Here is a 17435-nt window from a genome sequence, read left to right on the forward strand (position 1 = left end):
CGGCCGGTGGGGTGTGGTCTCCCTGTATGCCCGATGTGGACCTCGACAGCATCGACCGAGCCATCATCCACGCGCTCCAGGCGGACGCCCGCCACACCTCGTCGTCGACCATCGCCGAAGACGTCGGTGTCTCCGCGAGCACCGTCCGGAACCGTATCGCTCGCCTCGAAGAGACGGGGATCGTCCGCGGCTACCACGCGGACGTGGACTACGAACGCGCCGGCTACCAGTTGTACACCCTCATCGTCTGTACCGCTCCGATTCCCCAGCGTGAGGAACTCGCACGCGACGCCCTCGACATCGAGGGCGTCGTCTCGGTCCGGGAGGTGATGACGGGAGCCGAGAACGTCCACATCGGCGTCGTCGGCACCGACGGCGACGACCTGAGCCGAATCGGTCGGGAACTCAACGACCTCGGTTTCGAGATCGTCGACGAGGACCTCATCCGCAACGACTTCGCGAACCCGTACCACGGGTTCGAAAGGACAGATTAGCAATTATTGCTGCATATTTTGCGGAATCGAGAATAGAATGAGCTAGTTCTTATGTTTCCGTCTCGAATGGGGGGTATCCGAAGATGACGACATCGACACCACCCCCGACCTCGCGCCGGGCCTCCGTCCCGGCCGGTCGCCCGGAGAACGCTCGAACCATCCACGTCGTCGGTGGCGGACGGGTCGGCCGTGCGCTGGTCGACCGACTCCGCACCGACGGTGCCCACGCGTGTCTCGTCGACGACACGCCCGACGTCGTCACCGAGGCGATGGCCGCCGGCGTGCCCGTCGTCGAGGGCGACCCGACCGACTCCGTCGTGCTGGAACGAGCAGGGCTCTCCGAGGCCGACGCCGTCGTCGCCGCGACGACGAGCGACGGGTCGAACCTGCTCGTCGCCCAACTCGCTCGTACGTGCTTCGACGTGGAGACGGTCCTCGTCCGGGTCAACGACCCCGACCACGTCGAGACGTTCCGGCCACTGGACTACGAGACGGTCTGTGTGACGAGCAACGTCGAGGACGCGCTCGCGGGTCGCCTTCGATGACCGGGAAGACGCTCGAACGCGACCTCGGCCTCGGCGCGGTGTTCGCCATCAGCATCGGCGCGATGATCGGGAGCGGTATCTTCATCCTGCCGGCGCTGGCGCTGAGCGTCGCCGGCCCCGCCGTCGTCGTCGCGTACCTGCTGGCGGGCCTGCTCGTCGTCCCGGCCGCCCTCTCGAAGTCCGAGATGGCGACGGCCATGCCCGAAGCCGGTGGGACGTACATCTTCATCGAACGCGGGATGGGGCCGTTGCTCGGCACCATCGCCGGCATCGGGACGTGGTTCTCGCTGTCGTTCAAGAGCGCGCTGGCGCTCGTCGGCGGCGTCCCCTACCTCGTGTTGCTGTTCGACCTGCCCGTCCGGGAGGTCGCACTCGCGCTGGCGGCCCTGCTCGTCGTCGTCAACCTGCTCGGGGCGAAACAGACCGGCCGGCTCCAGGTCGTCATCGTCGTCCTCATGCTCGCCGCGCTGTCGTGGTTCGTCGTCGGCAGCGCCGGCAGCGTCGAGCAGGCCAACTTCCAGCCGTTCCTCACCGACGGCTGGGGCGGCCTGCTGGCGGCGACGGGTCTCGTCTTCGTCTCCTACGCGGGCGTGACGAAGGTGGCGAGCGTCGCCGAGGAGGTCGAGGACCCCGGCCGGAACATCCCGCTGGGCATCCTCGGCTCGCTGGTGTTCACGACGCTGCTGTACGTCGGCATCGTCGCCATCATCGTCGGCGTCACCGACGCCGGGGTGGTCGCGGGGTCGGACACGCCGGTCGCCGACGCCGCCGACGTGACCCTCGGGACGTTCGGCCTGTGGGCTGTCGTCGGCGCGGCGATGCTCGCGCTGGTCAGCACGGCCAACGCCGGCATCCTCTCGTCGTCGCGCTACCCGCTTGCGATGAGCCGGGACCGTCTCGCGCCGCCGTCGTTCAGCCACATCCACGACCGGTTCGGGACGCCGACGCGGGCCATCACGCTCACCGGCGCGGTGATGCTCGCGCTCATCGCGTTCGTCCCCGTCCTCGACATCGCGAAACTCGCGAGCGCGTTCCAGATTCTCGTCTTCGTGCTCGTCAACGCGGCCGTCGTCGCTTTCCGCGAGGGGAGCGCCGACTACGAACCGACGTTCCACAGTCCGCTCTACCCCTGGATGCAGGTGTTCGGCGCTCTCAGCGGCCTCGCCCTGCTCACGCAGATGGGGACGGTTCCCATCGTCGGGGCGCTCGTCATCGTCCTCGGCAGTGTGGCGTGGTACTACGGCTACGCCCGCCGCCGCGTCCACCGCGAGGGGGCGGCGACCGACATCGTCCGCCGACGGGTGGGTCGGGACGTCCTCGCGGCGACGGCCGACGTCGTCGCGGACGAGGACGCCACCGAGGTACTCGTCGCACTCACCCGCGAGTCGGCCCCGGACCGCGAGGCGGCGCTCGTCCGCCTGGCCGCCGACCTCGTGCGCGACCGTGACGGCCGCGTCGAGGTCGTCCGCTTCGAGGAGGTGCCCGACCAGGCCCCACTCGACGGGACGGCGACGGCACAGTCGCCCGCCGACGTCGCCTTCGAGGAGCGACTCGCCGCGCTGGCGGCCGACCTCGACGTGCCCGTCGAGACGGGTGAAGTCGTCAGTCACGACACGAAACACGCCGTCGTCAACCACGCCGCCGACCGCGGCGTCGACACCATCGTCGCCGAACACGAGCGCCTCCGTCTGCGCTCGCGGGTCGTCGGCGACCCCATCGACTGGGTCGTCCGGCACGCGCCCTGTGACGTGGTACTCGTCGAGAACCGGGGCTACGACGCGCCACGAACGGTCGTCCTCGAGAGCGACGACGGCCCGTTCGACCCCGGGACGGTGGCCGTCGCCGACAGACTCGCCAGCGCCGCCGGTGGACAGGTCGCCTTCCGGTTCGGCGCGTCGGCCGACCCGCCCGAACGTGCCGAGCGGACGCTGGCCGACTACCAGCGGGAACTGGCGGCGCTCTGTTCCGCGCCCGTCGCCCCCGCGTCCTACCGGACCGACGGTGGCCTCCCGCCGGCCCCGGACCTCGTCGTCCGTCGCGGGGCCGACCACCGCCTCCGGGGGGCGCTGTTCGACCGCGACCCGAACACGCCGCCGGCGTGTACCGAACTGACGGTCTACCCCCACGAGTCCGGGCGGCCGGGGCTGGTCCGGCGACTGCTCGAACGCGTCGTGTTCTGACACCCGACACACCGCCTTTCGGCGGGCTTCGAAGCCCTCAAGTAGGCAACGAAGGTAGTCCCGGCAACTCGCTGGACGGACGGGCACCAGCGGGCACCTGCTACGGCAGGCCGGAATGTGGCCCGCGTGGCTCCGTCGGAGTCGCGTCCTGGCTGAACCGCCAACGCCCGTCGGTGAACACACATGGCACGAAGCTTCTACGCTCACATCAAGGAGGCCTGGGAGTCCCCGAAGGAGGGGAAACTCGCAGAGCTACAGTGGCAGCGACAGCAGGAGTGGCGACGACAGGGGGCCATCGAGCGCGTCGAGCGCCCGACCCGCCTCGACCGCGCCCGCGAACTGGGCTACAAGGCGAAACAGGGCGTCGTCGTCGCCCGCGTCTCCGTCCGCAAGGGCGGTGCCCGCAAACAGCGCTTCAAGGCGGGCCGCCGCTCGAAGCGCCAAGGCGTCAACAAGATCACCCGGAACAAGAACCTCCAGCGCATCGCGGAGGAGCGCTCCCAGCGCCGCTACCGGAACCTGCGTGTCCTCAACAGCTACTGGGTCGGCGAAGACGGTTCGCAGAAGTGGTTCGAGGTGATCCTCCTCGACCCCAACCACCCCGCCATCCAGAACGACGACGACCTCAACTGGATCTGCGCCGACTCCCAGAAGGGTCGCGCGTTCCGCGGCAAGACCGCCGCCGGCCAGAAGGGGCGCGGCCTCAACAACCGCGGTACGGGCGCGGAGAAGGTCCGCCCGTCCATCGGCGCGAACGACAACCGCGGCAAGTAACTCGGCCACGAGGCCGATTCAGTTCTCTCCGTTCTCACGACCGCCCAGCGACGGTGCCGTCCTGTCGCGTTCGTCTCGTTCAGGAGAGCTGTGACCCGCCGTCGACCCACAGGTTCGTCCCGGTCACGTAGTCGGCCTGGTCGCTCGCCAGGTAGAGGTACGCCCCCGCGAGGTCCTCGGGGCGACCCGCCCGTGTCGGCGGTCCGACTCGCTCGTCGTCTGCGTCCCCACCGCCGACGGACTGTTCGGCCCGCTCGGACCAGCCCTCCGTTATCTCGGTGGCGATGGGGCCGGGGGCGACGGCGTTGACCCGGACGCCGTACTGTGCCAACTCGAACGCCGCGCTTCGGGTGATCATCCGAATCGCGCCCTTCGTCGCGGCGTAGTGGGAGTGGCCCCACTCGGGTTTGCGAGAGGTGGTGGAGGCGGTGTTGACGATGGCTCCCGGTTCGTCGCGTTCGATCATGTCGTTGGCCGCCGCCTGCGTCCCGAAGAAGACACCCCGTGTGTTGACGGCGTTGACTCGCTCGAACTGCTCGAGGGTCACCTCCCGGAACGGTTCGTTGACGTGGACGCCCGCGTTGTTGACCATCACGTCGACGCCGCCGAACGCGCGGGCGGCCTTGACGACCGACCGAATCTGGTCGGGATCGCTCACGTCCGTCTCGACGTACTCCGCCTCGCCGCCGGCCTCTCGTATCACCTCGTGGGTCGGTGTGGTCTCCTCCTCGACCTTCGGGGCCTCGCGGACGTCCGCGACGACCACCGTCGCGCCCGCCTCGCCGAACCCTCGTGCGACCGCTCGTCCGATACCGGCACTCCCGCCGGTCACGATGACCGTCTCGTCGTCGAACGCGCCGTAGATGTCGCCCATGAACCGTGGTACTCGCGCCGCCCGCTTAGTCGTCCGGCCGGCGTCGTCTCCGTGGCCCGTCCACGGTGTGTCCTGGGCGTCCGCTCAGCCGTCGAGTGCGGCCGCCACGCCGGCCTCGAACCGCTCGGCGATGTCGTCAACCTCCTCGCTCGTGACGACCAGCGGCGGCAGGAACCGGACGGTCGCTCCTTCGCGCCCGCCGCGTTCGACGACGAGGCCGCGCTCGAAGCACTCGCGCTGGACGGCGACGGCGAGGTCCGAATCGGGCGGGTGTGCCCCCGTCGCGTCGGCCCCGGCGTCGGTGTCGACCAGTTCGACGCCGAGCATCAGTCCGCGGCCGCGAACGTCCGCGAGTTCGGGGCGACCGCTCGCGCTCTCCCGCAGGTGGTCGAGCAGGCGCTCGCCGACGTCGGCAGCGTGGGCCGGCAGGTCCTCTTCGACGATGTACTCCAGGGCGGCGCGGCCGGCGGCCATCCCGAGTTGGTGGCCGCGGAAGGTACCGACGTGCGCACCGGCGGCCCACTCGTCGTAGCGTTCGTGGTAGACGAGGATGGAGAGGGGGACGCCGCCGCCGACGGCCTTCGAGAGCAGGACGGCGTCGGGGACGACGTCGGCGTGCTCGAAGGCGTACATCGTGCCCGTCCGGCCGACGCCCGACTGTATCTCGTCGAGGACGAGCGGCACGTCGTGTTCGCGGGTGATACGGCGCATCTCGCGGAGCCAGCCGTCGGGCGACGGGATGGACCCGCCCTCGCCCTGCATCGGTTCGAGCACCATCGCCGCGGGGTCCTCGACGCCCGACAGCGGGTCCGAGAGCAGCGACTCGGTCTGTGCGGCGAGCGCCTCGTGTTCGGCCTCCCCGCCGATGCCCAGTGGCGGGCGGTAGTCGTACGGGTACGGGAGGTGGTGGACGTTGCCGGGCACCTCGACGTGTTCGCGGGGAGCGGTGTCGCCCATCAGCGCGAGCGACCCGGCCGTCATGCCGTGGTACGCGCCGCGGAACGCCAGCACGTCGCGGTTGCCCGTCGACGTCTGCATGAGTTTGAGAGCGGCTTCGACCGCGTCGGTGCCGGCCGGGCTACAGAACTGGACGCGGGCGTTCTCGGCGAACTCCTCGGGGAGCGTCGCCAGCACGGTGTCGAGGAACGCGTCACGGACGGGCGTCGTCAGGTCCAGCGTGTGGGTCGGCCGGCCGTCGTCGAGCACCGCTCGAATCGCGTCGACGACGACCGGGTGGTTGTGTCCAAGCGGGATGGACCCCGCCCCCGCCAGACAGTCGTAGTAGCGGTTCCCCTCGACGTCGACGAGTTCGACACCCTCCGCGTGGTCGACGGCCATCGGGAGGTAGCGCGGGTAGGTCCGGGCGTTCGACTCCCTGCTCGCCTGCCTGTCCACCAGCCGTTCGTTCGACGGGTCGCCGGAGCGCCGGCCAGCCCCCCGGTCGCTATCGTCTGTCACTGTGTAGTACTCTGGAGTCCCAGCGGTGTAGTCGTTGCTTGCGTCGTATTCCGTCTTCGATGCCCCGACACAACACTCTCCACGGTGCCCCGAGCAGGTACGGTATGGACCTCTCCGAAGCGCTCGGTGCGACCCGCGAGGACGACCGGACGCCCGTCGTGAGCGTCGTCGGTGCGGGCGGGAAGAAGACGACGCTGTGGACGCTCGCCGACCGTCTCCCGGCGATCGTCACCGCGAGCGTCCGTATCCCGATTTTCGACGACAAGATGGCCGTCGCCGTCACCCCCGACCCCGTCGCGGCACTCGACGAACACGACGACCGACCGCTCGGGTTGGTCCCCGAACGGGCCGCGCCCGACGACCCGCGTTACGCCGGCTACGAGAACGAGACGGTCGACGCCATCGCGGCGAACGTGGACGACCCCGTTCTGGTGAAGGCCGACGGCGCACGCAACCGCGAGTTCAAAGCGCCTGACGAGCACGAACCGCAACTGCCGTCGAGCACGACCTCCGTCGTCGCGCTGGCGAGCGTGCAGGTCGTCGGGAAGCCACTGACCGAAGAGCACGTCCACCGTCCCGAACTGGTCGCGGACCTCGCGGACCTCGCGGTCGGCGACACCGTCGAACCGATTCACGTCGCCCGTGTCCTCGCCAGCGAACGCGGCGGGCGGAAGGACATCCCACCGAACGCACGGGTCGTTCCGACGCTCAACAAGGTCGACGACGAGGAGTGGGCGGCCGTGGCCCGCGACGTCGCCGACGCCGTCCACGACCGCTGTTCGGTCCCCTACGTCGCGTCGACGTGCCTGCGAGAGGGACGGCTGGTCGAGACGGTCTGACTCCGGTCGGCCGCTACCCCGTCGCTCGAACCGCCGCGAGACGGTCGGCGACGAACCGTCGGGACCGCTCGGCCACCGCGTCGGCGTCGGTCTCCCGTGTGAACTGCATCGCGTAGTCGAACGCCTTCAGTCGATACGCCCTCGCATAGAGTCGATAGCACGGGTAGCGCTGGTCGAAGAGGTCGTCCGGGTCGCACCCGCGTCGCTCGGCGTACGTCGCTCTGAGCGTCTCGCGGAGCGTCGCGGCCTCGTCGGTCCCCCCCAGCGGGAGATCGACGAGCGCTGCCTCGGCCTTGGCGACGTCGAGCAGCGCGTCGCCGACGAGGCCGCTCGTGTCGAGGACGCCCCGGACGAGCGGGTCGGCGTCCTCGCCACCGAGCACGAGGTTGGCGAGGCGGTAGTCCCGAACCACGAGCGACGGGGCGGGTGATTCGGGGACCGCGGAGGCGTCCACCAGCGCCGCCCGGACCTCGCTTGCGAGGTCGGCGAATCGTGGTTCGGCGTCGGTGAGCGGGCCGTCGCCACCGAGCGCGGCGGTCACGTCCTCGGCCATCGCGTCGAACTGCGCACACCACGAGTCGAACGCGGGAGCGACGACGAGTTGCCCGTCTTCGACCGTCAACTGGCCGTAGCGGTCGGGGGTCCCGAGGTCGTGTATCGCCGCGAGATGTGTCGCCGCCTCCCGGACGAGTCGGTCGCGTGTCGCCGGCGAGAGCGTCGGGACGTGGTCGACGTCCCGACCCTCGACGAACGCCATCACGTACGACGGCGTGTCGAGCGGTCCGTCGTCGGCCGGGAGGGTGGCCAGCACCTCGGGAACGGGAACCGGCGTCCCCCGACCGATACGCTCCAGAACGGCGGGTTCGGCGAGGAACGCGGCTTCGGTGGCGTACAGCGGTGTCTTCAGGACGGCCGTCTCGGCTTCACCGTCGAGTCGGTAGAGCGCGTTGACGCCCTTCTCGATGCGTGTGACGCCTCGGAGGGGACCGTCGAGCACTCGTCTCGCCACCTCGCGGACGGTGTCGAGGGGAGGGTCGTCGCGGGCATCGTCGGGCATGGGCCACGTCCACGTGACCTGTCGATAAAGCTACGCCACGGTCGACTCACTCCGCGAAGTGTTCGGCCGCCTGCTCGAACTCCTCGCGGGTGTTCAGGTTCTCGAACGTCTCGACCGACCCGCGAGCACGAACCGACTCCTCGTCGACGACGACCCAGTCCAGGTCTTCGAGCGGCGCGAGTATCTTGTGGTCGTCACGCGCCAGCGCCCGGTCGCAGGCGTCGGCCATCGTCTCGGCCCGGTAGACGGTGTGAGTCGTCTGGTACCAGCCGTCGTCGAGTTTCGGGACGGCGGCGTCGTGGCCCCGCGCTCGCTCGGCGAGCAGGTCGACGACCCGATGGTCGAGGAACGGCATGTCACAGGCACAGACGAACGCGTACTCGGTCTCGACGGCGCGGAGGCCGGTTCGGATGCCGGCCATCGGCCCCTCGTCGGGGGCCGGGTCGACGGCGAACGCGACGGGGAGCGGGTAGTCCGCGAGAGCGTCCGCGATGGCGTCGCGCTGGTCGCCCCGGCAGTTGACGATCACTGCGTCGACGGCCTCGACCAGTCGGTCGGCGACCCGGCGGACCATCGGGACGCCCGCGAGGCCGGCGACGGCCTTGTCCGCCTCGCCGAACCGCGTCGAGCGCCCGCCCGCGACGACGACGGCGGTGAGCATGGCCGGTCTTCGACCGCGTGTCGCAAAAGCCTCCTCACTCCTCGACCGTCGGGCCCTCGATTCGCACGACGCCGTTGTGCTTGACGGCGACGTCGTAGCCGGCGTACTCGACGGTGAGTTCGCCGCCGAGGAGGTGGCTCCCGGAGAACACCTCGTCGATGGTGGCGACTCGCTCCGACTCGCCGGGCGTGGGCCGCGGTGGTCGCGTCGTCGAACAGAGGTCGACGATTCCGATGGCTATCGAACGCTCCAGCGACCGGTCGCCGCCCCACTCGTGGACGACGACGACGGTCGACTCCCAGTCACAGGCTCCGTTGTCGGTTGGCATGGTCGTGACTCGCAGGCCGCCTGTGCGCCGGTCTGCGGCCGTCCGCCCGCCGACAGCGTCGCCACTCGTGCCAACGCTTATGTCGACTGGGAGAGAAGTGGGCGTGTACCACCACGGACCCCTTTCTCTGCGCTGTTGTCTTACGAGCTACAGCTACCGACGTCGGCCAGCCACATGAGTATTGTCGCGTGTCTTTGATTTCGGAAACTGACTGTTTACGGAACGACCCCGTCCCGTCGGGTGGTTCGTTGCTTTCGTAGTACTTCTCGGCGAATCGTACTACCCGTGTGACGCGAACCGTAGACGCGAACGGCGTCGTTCGGCCGGTGACGGAACTCCCATCGCCGCGGGGGTGTCGCGGCGTGACTCAGTCGTCGTCCGCGACGGCCGTCGAGTCGAACGGCTCCTCGTCGGGGTCGGTGCCGAGCGCGTCGACGCGGACGCTCGCCACCTTGTACTCGGGGATGCCGCTCTGTGGGTCGAAGTGCTCTTGGGTGAGTTTGTTGACCGCCCCCGCCGCGAAGTGCATCGGCACGAAGACGACGCCCTCGCCGACCCGGTCGGTCACCTCCGCCTTCACGACGATGTCGCCACGCTTCGAGGTGACGCGGACGTACTCGCCGTCGCTCACGCCGAGTGTCTCCGCCGTGGTCGGGTTGAGTTCGACGAAGCTCTCGCCGACGTGGTGCATCAGTCCCTCGACGCGACGGGTGAGCGTCCCCGTGTGCCAGTGGTAGAGCACGCGCCCGCTGGTCATCGTCAGCGGGAACTCCTCGTCGGGGAGTTCACCGGGCTTGCCCATGTCGGCGGGGACGAACCGTGCGAGGCCGTCGTCGAAGTTGAACTCCTCCTCGTAGAGGAAGTCGGTCCCTTCGTGTTCGTCGTCCCAGCAGGGCCACTGGATACCGCCTTTCTCGTCCAAGCGCTCGTGTTGCATCCCGCCGTAGATGGGGACGAGCCGCGTGATCTCGTCCATCACGTCCGACGAGGAGTCGTAGTCCCAGTCGTGGTCGAACCGGCCCGCGAGGTCACAGAGGATATCCATGTCGGTGCGGGCCTCGCCGGGGGCGTCCATCGCCTTGCGGACGCGCTGGACGCGTCGTTCGGTGTTGGTGAACGTGCCGTCCTTCTCGGGGAAGGTGGCGGCGGGCAGGACGACGTCGGCGAACTCCGCCGTCTCGGTCATGAAGATGTCCTGGACGACGAGGAAGTCGAGCGCCTCCAGGGACTCGGTGGCGTGGTCGATGTCCGGTTCCGACAGCGCCGGGTTCTCGCCGACGACGTACATCCCCTCGATGTTGCCTTTTCCGGCCTCCTCGAACGTCTCGGGCACCTTCAGACCCTCCTCGTCCGGTGGGCGGACACCCCACTCGTCTTCGAACTTGTCGAGCACCTCGGGGTCGGTGAGGTCCTGATAGCCCGGGAGGCTCGTCGGGAGCGTCCCCATGTCGCCGCCGCCGCCCTGGACGTTGTTCTGGCCGCGGAACGGCGAGAGGCCCGCACCCTGCTTGCCGACGTTGCCGGTCACGAGCGCGAGGTTCGCCAGCGCCAGGCAGTTCTGCGTCCCGTGGGCGTGCTGGGTCATCCCCATCGCCCAGCCGAACACCACCTTGTCGGCCTCCGCGATGCCCCGCGCGGCGGTTTCGAGTTCCTCGGGCGGGACGCCCGCCAGCCGTTCGACCTCCTCGGGGGTGAACGGGTCGACCTTCTCCCTCAACTCCTCGAAGTTCTTGGTGCGCTCCTCGATGAACGACCGGTCGTGCAGGTCGTGCTCGATGATGTATCGCGTCAGGCCGTTCAACCAGGCGACGTCGTAGCCCGGTCTCGTCCGAGCGTACTGGGTGGCGTGTTCGGCGATTTCGACCTTCCGCGGGTCGAAGACGTACGCTTCCGCACCGTCACGCAGGTTCTGCTTGATGCGCGTCGAGAGCACCGGGTGGGACTCGGTGGTGTTCGACCCGGTGATGAGGTAGGCGTCGGCCTCGGCGACGTCCTCGTTGATGCGGTTGGTCATCGCGCCGTAGCCGACGGTCTGTTGGAGCGCCGCCACCGTCGAGGAGTGACAGAGCCGCGCGCAGTTGTCGATGTTCTTCGTCCCCAGGACGCTCCGCGCGAACTTCTGGACGAGGTAGGCCTCCTCGTTGGTCCCCTTCGAGGAGGCGAAACACGCCAGCGCGTCGGGGCCGGTCTCGGAACGGATGTCCTGGAACCCCTCCGCCACGACGTCGAGCGCCTCGTCCCACGACACCTCGCGGAAGCCGGGGTACTCCTCGGATTCCTTCTGGCCGGCCGGGAGCGGCCGCTCGTCGCTGATACGTACCAGCGGCTTCTCCAGGCGGGCCTCGTCGTCGACGAACTCGTAGCCGAACTTCCCCTTCACGCACGTCGAGAAGTCGTTGGCCGGGGCGTTCTCGGCCTCGGTCGGCTGGACGGCCAGGAAGTCGTCGTCTTTCGTGTAGACGTCGAACCGACAGCCGACGGCACAGTAGCCACAGGTCGTCTCGGTCTTGTCCACGCGGGACCACTGGACGTCAGACCAGGTGTCGGCGATGCCGAACAGCACGCCCTCGGGCATCGTACTCGCCGCGAGGTCCTCGGTGACGTGTTCGACCTGCTGCCACGCCTTCTTCCCGAGGCCCTTCACGGAGACGTCGGCCTTCTGACGGGCCTTCGCCATGTAGCGCGCGACGCCCTGCTTCTCGCCGGGGTCGATATCGTCGACACCCGGTACCCCGTGCCCGCGGTTCGCGGCGACGGTCTCGGAGGTGGTCTCGGCGGGTTCGTGGTCGTAGCTCTTCCCGATGGAGTTCTTCTGGTTGAACCCCGGAATCGGCAGCGTCGCCACGCCGCCCATGTGCGTCTCGGTGAGCGCGCCGGTCGGACAGACCGTCGAACAGTGGCCACAGGAGACACACGTCGACGACTCCATCGTCTCCGCGCCGTTCTGGAACGCGATGCGCGGTTCGCCCTCGTGGTTCTCGATGCGCAACACGCCGGAGACCTGCACGTCGTTACACGCCTCGACACAGCGGTTACAGAGGATGCACTTGTTGCGGTCGATCTGGATGAACGAGGAGGTGTCGTCGAGCGGTTCGTACTCCGAACGCTCGTCGAAGACGCCGTAGCGTGGCTCCCAGACGTCCTGTTCGATGGAGGCCTCCTGCAACTCACAGTCGCCGTTGGCGTTGCACGTCGTACATCTGAGGTTGTGGTTCGACAGGACGAGGTCGAGGTTGACGTCCCGCGCTTCCGTGGCGTCCGCGCCGTCGGTGTGGACGGTCAGGCCCTCCTCGACGGGGTGGGAGCAGGCGGGGACGGTCCCGTGTTCCTCGGTGTCGACCATGCAGGTGCGACACTCCGAGCGCGGGCCGATCTCCTCGGCCTGTTCGGTCCCGCGGTCGTAGTAACAGAGCGCGGGGACGTCTTCTTCGGTCGCCAGGTCGTCGATGACGTCCATCAGCGTCCGGCCCTCGGGGACGGCGACCGAGTGGCCGTCGACGGTGACGGTCACCTCGTCGCTCGCCCGGACGTGCGGGTCGTTGGCCGTGCCGGGTTCGAAGTCCTCGGTCAGCGGCGTCTCGTGGGTCGGGTCGTCGACGGTCGGGACCCGTGGCAGTGGTGTCGGTTCGGTCGTGGTGTCTCGTTGTTCGGTGCTCATGTTAGATGTCACAGGCCCCGCTCGGACAGCGTCCCTCGGCGTGGGCACGGAACTCGGTCTCGAAGTCGTCCATCGCGGTCGTGACGGGTCGGGTCGCCTCCGACCCGAACGCACAGGTACTCGTCGTCGCCATCGTCCGGGTCAACTCCCGGAGCATGTCGGCCTCGTAGCTGCCGTCGTAGACGTCACGCAGCAGGTCGAGGAGCTGTTTCGACCCCTCGCGGCAGGGGACACAGCGACCACAGTTCTCGTCGCGGGCGAACCGGGCGCGACTCCCGGCGGTCTCGACGGCACACTGCCCGGTGTCGAACAGTTCGACGACGCCGTTCGTGCCGAGGTCGGCCGCCGCCAGCGCGGGGGCGCTCGCCGGAACGTCCAGCGACCGGGTGAGACCACCGAACTGGCCGCCGACGCAGGCCATCTTGAACCGGCCCTCGACGTCCATCGCCTCGCGGGCCCGCGACAGCGACGCGCCGGTCGGCAGTTCGACGGTCACGCGGTGAGCCACGTCGCCGGCGACACTGACGAGGCGCGTCCCGGGGTCGTCGCTCTCCGAGCGTGACCCGAACGCCTCGGCGTCGCGGACGAGCGAGCGGACCTGTGCGAGCGTCCGAGGCGTGTGGATGACGGTCGGTCGCCCGTAGAGGCCGTGTTCGCTCGGGTACGGCGGGCGGAGACGTGCCTCGATGCGGTCCGCGCCCTCCATCGCCTCCAGCGCCATCGTCATCTCGCCGGCCGTGTACTGGTCGGGGCCGGCGACGACCTCCGGGACCACGTCGTCACGTCCGTCGTGCTCGCCGAGCGCTGCGATGGCGTCCTCGACGCGCTGTCGGGCGGTAGCGTCGTCCTCGTTGAGGTAGACCACGACGTCCGTCGCCTCGACGGCACGGGCGACGAGCAGCGCCCCGTCGAGCACCGTCAGCGGTGCGCTCTCGAGCAACAGGCGGTCGCCCTCGGCGCGGTAGTCGGCCTCGTTGGCGTTGACGACGACCACGCTGTCGCCGTCGGCGTCGTTCGCTCGGTCCCACTCGTCGACGACCGGCCGGTCCGGGGCACCGTCACCACGGCCTCGCCCGAGCAGGCCCGCCTCGCGGACCTCCTGGCGCGGGTCACCGCGGGTCGGGCCGCCGAGGGCGTCGAGGTCGTCGGGAGCGACCCAGCCACACGGACCGAGGACGCGCCGCGTCCCGACCGACAGCGGTCCTCCGTCGGGGGTCGGTAGCGTCCCGACGCCGATGTCGTGGCCGACGACACCGTCCGCGCCGTCGGTCGGCAGTTCCTCGTCGGCGAGCGATTCGGCGAGTCCGCGGACCGTCTCGCGGTCGGGGTCGGTGAAGAACGCGGTCCGACCGTCGACGGTCGCCGTCACTAGCGGTCCACTCCGTTCGACGCCGGTCGGGCCGACCGCGGTGACGACGACTCCCTCGTCGACGTCGCGTGCGGCCCCTCGGAGTGCCGAATCGAGGGGCACCCTGAGTGTCGAAACCGTGCCGCCGTCTGTCGTCTTCTCCATCTACGATACCATGCGACGGCCTATCACAAAAGCGACCTCCCGGCAGAGGCGATATGTCCCGTCTCGAACCACGAATCACGTCACGCTCGTCGTGCCACACGCTCCCGTGCTCCCGTCGTCGGGTTGATACGCCTCGGTCGCCAACGCTGTGGGTATGAGTGCCACGCACGGAGGCGTCGTCCCCGTGACCGTCGTCACCGGCGTCCTCGGCGCGGGGAAGACGACGCTCGTCAACCGCCTGCTCCGGGACCCCGGCGGCCGCGACGTCGCCGTCGTCGTCAACGACATGGGTGAGGTCAACGTCGACGCCGAACTCGTCGAACGGACCGACGACGGCATCGTCGACCTCTCGAACGGCTGTATCTGCTGTCGGCTCCAGGGCGACCTGTTGACGTCGCTGGAGCGTCTCGCCGCGGAACGCGAGTTCGACGCGCTGGTCGTCGAGGCGTCGGGCATCTCCGAACCGGTGCCCATCGCCCGGACGCTCACCGTGGGCGACGGCGAACGGGACCCACCGGACGGCTACCGCCTCGATACGATGGTGAGCGTCGTCGACGCCTACGGCTTCTGGAAGGAGTTCGACGCCGGCGAGTCCCTGCCCGAGAGTCACGACCCGACGCGCCCGCTCGCGGACGTGCTCGTCGACGGCATCGAGTTCTGTGACGTCCTGCTGCTCAACAAGTGTGACCTCGTCCCCGACGACGTCCTCGACGAGATGGCGGCGGTGATCGGTCGCCTCCAGCCACGGGCCGCCCGCTACCGGACCGTCGAGTCCGACGTGCCTCCCGAGGCGGTGCTCGACACCGGCCGCTTCGACTTCGAGGCGGCCAGCCGCGAGCAGGGCTGGAAGCGCGAACTCGCGGGCGAGGCGGAGACGGACGGGGCCGACGGCGACGGTCACGGCCACGACCACGGCGAGCAGTCGGCCGCCGCCGCCCACGGTATCGAGTCGACGGTCTACCGGCGCGAGCGGCCGTTCGACCCCGCCCGCTTCGACACGTGGCTCGACGAGTGGGACGGGAGCGTCGTCCGCGCGAAGGGTTTTTGCTGGCTGACGAGTCGCCCCGACACCGTCGTCGGCTACAGCCAGGCCGGACCGTCGGTTCGCGTCGGCCCCATCGGCGAGTGGGGCGAGGACGACCCCGCGACGCGACTCGTCTTCATCGGCCGGACCCTCGACCGCGAGGCCCTCGTCGCCGCCCTCGACGACTGTCTCGCCACCGACGAGGAGCGAGCGACCCCACCCGACGCCGAGGACGACCCGTTCCCCCGCGAGACGGTGCTGGGGTGAGCTACCGGGTCGGGGTACTGCCTCGACCCGCGGCTACGGCCCGACCTGCTCGCGGATGTCGTCGTAGGACTCGTGGAAGCCGTACGTCGACTCGCTCGTCCCGCCCATCGCCTCCTGGTAGACGTCGTCGTACTGGAGGAGCGCCGACCAGCCCTCGTTCATCGTACAGTAGAGGCACATCGCCCTCTCTTCGCCGTGTTCGCTGTTAACGGTTGTGTGCCCGGCGAACGGCGGGCCGGACACGCCACGCTACGAGTGTAGCCCGTGGGGGGTACGTCTGTAGTCCGATAGCACACGACAGTCCAGACGAGGGTCGTAGTATGCTCACTGGCCGCTGTGACCGTTGTGACTGGCGGATGCTCGCCGGGTCGTACCCGGAGATGGTCCGCGCCTACCAGGACCACCTCCGCGAGCACCACCCCGACAGGTGGGTCACGACCTGACCCGCGTCGGGGAGAGACGGAGTTCGCCGACTACGGTTCGAGGAGCACCTTCGTCACGCCCTCCTCGCGGTTGTCGAACTTCTCGTACATCTCGGGGGCCTCGTCCAGGCCGACGCGGTGGGAGACGACCCACGAGGGGTCCGCCCGCCCCTGGATGATGAGGTCACGGAGTTCGCGGTTGTACTCCTTGACGTTACACTGGCCCGTCCCGAGGCGCTGGCCCTTCTCGAACAGTTTCCCGAAGTCGATACCGAGTCGGCCCTGCGCGGCCATCTCGTCGGGCGCACCGGGGTCCGAGGGGACGTACAGCCCCGGAATCCCGAGTTGGCCGGTCGGCCGGACGGTCCGAATCAACTGGTTGAGGACGACCGCCGGGTTCTCCCGCGCCGGGTCGTAGGCGTCCGAACCGGGGTCGGTGTCCGGGTCGATGGCCTGGTAGCCGACGGCGTCGACGCCCCGGTCGACCTCGTCGCCGTGGGCGTCGATGATCTGCTCGACCGGGTCGCCCTCCTCGAAGTTGATGGGCGTCGCGTCGCAGTGCTCCTCCGCGAGGTCGAGGCGACTCGGGACGCGGTCGACGGTGTAGATTTCGGCCGCACCCTTGATCTTCGCGCTGTAGGCGGCCATGAGCCCGACCGGTCCGGCCCCGAAGATGGCGATGGACTCGCCGGGCTGGAGGCCCGCGAGTTCGGTTCCGTGCCACCCCGTCGGGAAGATGTCCGCGAGCAGCGCGAACGAGTCCTCGTGTTCGTTCCCCTCGGGCAGTTTCAGCGCGTTGAAGTCAGCGTACGGGATGCGCAGCTTCTCGGCCTGTCCACCCTTGTACGGCCCCATCGCCACGTAGCCGTACGCCCCGCCGGCGAAGCCGGGGTTGACGTTGGTACAGAACCCCGTGTAGCCGTCCTCGCAGTTCTCACAGAAGCCACAGGCGACGTTGAACGGCGCGACGACGCGGTCGCCCTCCTGGAGCGTGTCGACACCGTCGCCGACCTCCTGGACGATACCCATGTTCTCGTGACCGAACACGATGCCCGGTTCGGCCGCGGTTCGCCCCTCGTACATGTGCAGGTCCGACCCACAGATGCACGACGTCGTGATGTCGATGACGACGTCGTTCGGGTGCTGTAGCTCCGGTTCCTCCACTTCCTCGACGGCGACCTCCTTGGGTCCCTGATACACTACTGCGTCCATTGACATTTGTTCACACCGGTCTATCTGAATGGTACGTTTCGTCTTACCGTTTTTGCAGGGGTTCTCTGTGGTCCGGTCTCCGTGACCGACTCCAGCGTGACACCTCCACGCCGACCGGAGAGACCCCGG

16 protein-coding genes are annotated in these 17435 nt (G+C 69.1%); 7 read left to right on the forward strand and 9 right to left on the reverse strand.

From position 1 onward, the window contains the following. The first annotated feature begins 26 nt into the window (after positions 1–26). The 4 genes from GQS65_RS12750 (at position 27) to GQS65_RS12765 (ending at position 3993) form a co-directional block, all read left to right on the forward strand. Entirely contained in the window at positions 27–494 is a 468-nt protein-coding gene (locus tag GQS65_RS12750; protein ID WP_158205023.1) for an Lrp/AsnC family transcriptional regulator, read from the forward strand. An 83-nt stretch (positions 495–577) separates the two neighbouring features. Continuing rightward, the gene (locus tag GQS65_RS12755) at positions 578–1039 is read left to right on the forward strand and encodes an NAD(P)-binding protein (protein WP_158205024.1); all 462 of its coding nucleotides are present in this window, start codon (positions 578–580) and stop codon (positions 1037–1039) included. Next, complete coding sequence (locus GQS65_RS12760; protein ID WP_158205025.1) at positions 1036–3219, forward strand: amino acid permease; 2184 nt, start codon at positions 1036–1038, stop codon at positions 3217–3219. Before GQS65_RS12755 ends, GQS65_RS12760 begins: the two co-directional genes overlap by 4 nt. A 183-nt stretch (positions 3220–3402) precedes the next feature. Then, positions 3403–3993 carry a 50S ribosomal protein L15e gene (locus tag GQS65_RS12765; protein ID WP_158205026.1) on the forward strand — a complete coding sequence of 197 codons (591 nt, stop codon included), beginning with the start codon at positions 3403–3405 and terminating at the stop codon, positions 3991–3993. Between the two features lie 79 nt (positions 3994–4072). Here GQS65_RS12765 and GQS65_RS12770 read toward each other — a convergent pair whose 3' ends face one another. Continuing rightward, complete coding sequence (locus GQS65_RS12770) at positions 4073–4867, reverse strand: SDR family NAD(P)-dependent oxidoreductase (protein ID WP_158205027.1); 795 nt, start codon at positions 4865–4867, stop codon at positions 4073–4075. A gap of 84 nt (positions 4868–4951) precedes the next feature. Continuing rightward, on the reverse strand, positions 4952–6325 hold the full coding sequence (locus tag GQS65_RS12775; RefSeq protein ID WP_368280129.1) for a diaminobutyrate--2-oxoglutarate transaminase family protein: 1374 nt from the start codon (positions 6323–6325) through the stop codon (positions 4952–4954). 104 nt (positions 6326–6429) lie between these two features. On the opposite strand from GQS65_RS12775, the gene yqeC reads away from it, so the two are divergent. Then, entirely contained in the window at positions 6430–7164 is a 735-nt protein-coding gene (gene yqeC, locus GQS65_RS12780) for a selenium cofactor biosynthesis protein YqeC (protein WP_158205028.1), read from the forward strand. Positions 7165–7177: 13 nt separating this feature from the next. Here yqeC and GQS65_RS12785 read toward each other — a convergent pair whose 3' ends face one another. The 5 genes from GQS65_RS12785 to GQS65_RS12805 all read right to left on the reverse strand — a co-directional run bounded on the left by GQS65_RS12785 (position 7178) and on the right by GQS65_RS12805 (position 14381). Then, the gene (locus GQS65_RS12785) at positions 7178–8221 is read right to left on the reverse strand and encodes a phosphotransferase family protein (protein ID WP_158205029.1); all 1044 of its coding nucleotides are present in this window, start codon (positions 8219–8221) and stop codon (positions 7178–7180) included. A 46-nt stretch (positions 8222–8267) separates the two neighbouring features. Then, entirely contained in the window at positions 8268–8882 is a 615-nt protein-coding gene (gene mobA / locus GQS65_RS12790; protein ID WP_158205030.1) for a molybdenum cofactor guanylyltransferase, read from the reverse strand. Between the two features lie 34 nt (positions 8883–8916). Further along, complete coding sequence (locus GQS65_RS12795) at positions 8917–9210, reverse strand: hypothetical protein (RefSeq protein WP_158205031.1); 294 nt, start codon at positions 9208–9210, stop codon at positions 8917–8919. A 367-nt stretch (positions 9211–9577) separates the two neighbouring features. Beyond that, positions 9578–12868 (reverse strand): formate dehydrogenase subunit alpha, encoded by a 3291-nt coding sequence (gene fdhF, locus GQS65_RS12800; protein ID WP_158205032.1) that lies wholly within the window; start codon positions 12866–12868, stop codon positions 9578–9580. Between the two features lies 1 nt (position 12869). Further along, positions 12870–14381, reverse strand: coding sequence for an NADH-ubiquinone oxidoreductase-F iron-sulfur binding region domain-containing protein (locus tag GQS65_RS12805; RefSeq protein WP_158205033.1), 1512 nt, complete (start codon positions 14379–14381; stop codon positions 12870–12872). A 154-nt stretch (positions 14382–14535) separates the two neighbouring features. Here GQS65_RS12805 and GQS65_RS12810 point away from each other — a divergent pair, with 154 nt between their 5' ends. After that, complete coding sequence (locus GQS65_RS12810) at positions 14536–15672, forward strand: CobW family GTP-binding protein (protein ID WP_158205034.1); 1137 nt, start codon at positions 14536–14538, stop codon at positions 15670–15672. Positions 15673–15705: 33 nt separating this feature from the next. Here GQS65_RS12810 and GQS65_RS21410 read toward each other — a convergent pair whose 3' ends face one another. Next, positions 15706–15852 carry a hypothetical protein gene (locus GQS65_RS21410; RefSeq protein ID WP_199268458.1) on the reverse strand — a complete coding sequence of 49 codons (147 nt, stop codon included), beginning with the start codon at positions 15850–15852 and terminating at the stop codon, positions 15706–15708. Between the two features lie 140 nt (positions 15853–15992). Between GQS65_RS21410 and GQS65_RS21930 the strand changes: the two genes are divergently transcribed. Next, complete coding sequence (locus GQS65_RS21930; RefSeq protein ID WP_267902914.1) at positions 15993–16115, forward strand: hypothetical protein; 123 nt, start codon at positions 15993–15995, stop codon at positions 16113–16115. A 30-nt stretch (positions 16116–16145) separates the two neighbouring features. On the opposite strand, the gene GQS65_RS12815 is transcribed toward GQS65_RS21930, so the two are convergent. Further along, positions 16146–17306: a glutathione-independent formaldehyde dehydrogenase gene (locus tag GQS65_RS12815; protein ID WP_158205035.1), complete on the reverse strand. Its 1161-nt coding sequence runs from the start codon at positions 17304–17306 to the stop codon at positions 16146–16148. Between the last annotated feature and the right edge of the window lie 129 nt (positions 17307–17435).

The sequence above is a fragment of the Halomarina oriensis genome, from assembly GCF_009791395.1.
GTDB classification, from domain to species: Archaea; Halobacteriota; Halobacteria; order Halobacteriales; family Haloarculaceae; genus Halomarina; species Halomarina oriensis.